This window comes from Marinobacter sp. C7, assembly GCF_022343555.1.
In the GTDB taxonomy this organism is placed as follows: domain Bacteria; phylum Pseudomonadota; class Gammaproteobacteria; order Pseudomonadales; family Oleiphilaceae; genus Marinobacter.
The window spans coordinates 1-1,326 of record NZ_JAKQZH010000012.1; the positions used below are offsets into that span (position 1 = coordinate 1).

1 protein-coding gene is annotated in these 1,326 nt (G+C 55.0%); it reads right to left on the bottom strand.

Features of this window, described 5'->3' with window-relative positions:
• Positions 1-85: 85 nt before the first annotated feature.
• Positions 86-1,090, bottom strand: a complete 1,005-nt coding sequence (gap, locus tag MD273_RS19235; RefSeq protein ID WP_003862250.1) for a type I glyceraldehyde-3-phosphate dehydrogenase — start codon at positions 1,088-1,090, stop codon at positions 86-88.
• Between the last annotated feature and the right edge of the window lie 236 nt (positions 1,091-1,326).

Consider the following 1,326-nt stretch of genomic DNA (forward strand, 5'->3'; position numbering starts at 1 on the left):
CCGGGGTGCGCCGAGGCACACCCCGGGCTATTGGGATGACACATCACCGTGAGCATCGATCGCCCACGTTAGCGATGTGAACTAATTAGAGCTTGGAAGCTACGAGCTCGGTCAGACGCAGGAGCTGGCAGGTGTAGCCCCACTCGTTGTCGTACCAGGAAACAACCTTGACGGTGTTGCCGGAGACCTTGGTCAGGCCAGCGTCGAAGATGGAGCCGTGGGAATCGTGGACGATGTCGGTGGAAACCAGTGGCTCTTCGGAGTAAGCCAGGGTCTCGCCGAACTCGCCGACTGCAGCTTCCTTGATTGCAGCGTTGATGGACTCAACGGTGACCTCAGACTTGGTGTTGAAGGTCAGGTCGGTTGCGGAACCGGTGATAACTGGAACGCGAAGTGCGTAGCCGTCAAGCTTGCCCTTGAGCTCTGGGAGAACCAGAGCAACAGCCTTAGCTGCACCGGTGGAGGTAGGAACGATGTTGACTGCTGCTGCACGTGCACGACGCAGGTCGCGGTGAGGTGCATCGTGCAGGCGCTGGTCGCCAGTGTATGCGTGAACGGTGGTCATGAGGCCGTTCTCGATGCCGAACTTGTCGTTTAGGACCTTTGCCATTGGTGCGAGGCAGTTGGTGGTGCAAGATGCGCCGGAGATCACGTTGTGGTTCTCAGGATCGTAGGACTCGTGGTTCACACCGTAAACGAAGGTTGCGTCTTCGTTGCTTGCTGGTGCGGAGATGATGACCTTCTTGGCACCTGCTTCGATGTGAGCCTTAGCCGCGTTTGCATCGGTGAAGAAGCCGGTGGACTCGATCACGATGTCAACGTTGTGTGCAGCCCAGTCCAGGTTCTTTGGATCGCGCTCTGCGTAAACAGCGATGCGCTTGCCACCAACGGTGATGGAGTCATCGTCGTATTCAACTTCCTGGCCAAGGCGGCCCATGATGGAGTCGAACTTGAGAAGGGTGGAAAGGGTCTTGTTGTCGGTGAGGTCGTTGACTGCAACTACCTCGAGATCGTCGCTGCGCTCCAGAACTGCGCGGAAGAAGTTACGTCCGATACGGCCAAATCCGTTAATACCAACACGAATGGTCATGTTGTGTCTCCTCTAAAGATTGTAGGAAATGCAATGTGTCAAGCAGTTAGGTCAATCAGAGCATCGGTCACTCAAGAATTCTTGAGCTGACAGAACCCAAGGGCGAGTATGGCGAATTTTTCCAACTCACGCACCAAACCTACTCACATTGGATAATTCGTCGAGTCAACTCCGTGTCAACCTGTCCTCAACTTTAGCGGGGAAACAAAGATTTCGCAGCAGATGCAAAATCATAC

Bases quoted from the DNA above. Each gene is read 5' to 3' on its own strand.
- gap (WP_003862250.1), bottom strand. From the start codon at position 1,090: ATGACCATTCGTGTTGGTATTAACGGATTTGGCCGTATCGGACGTAAC.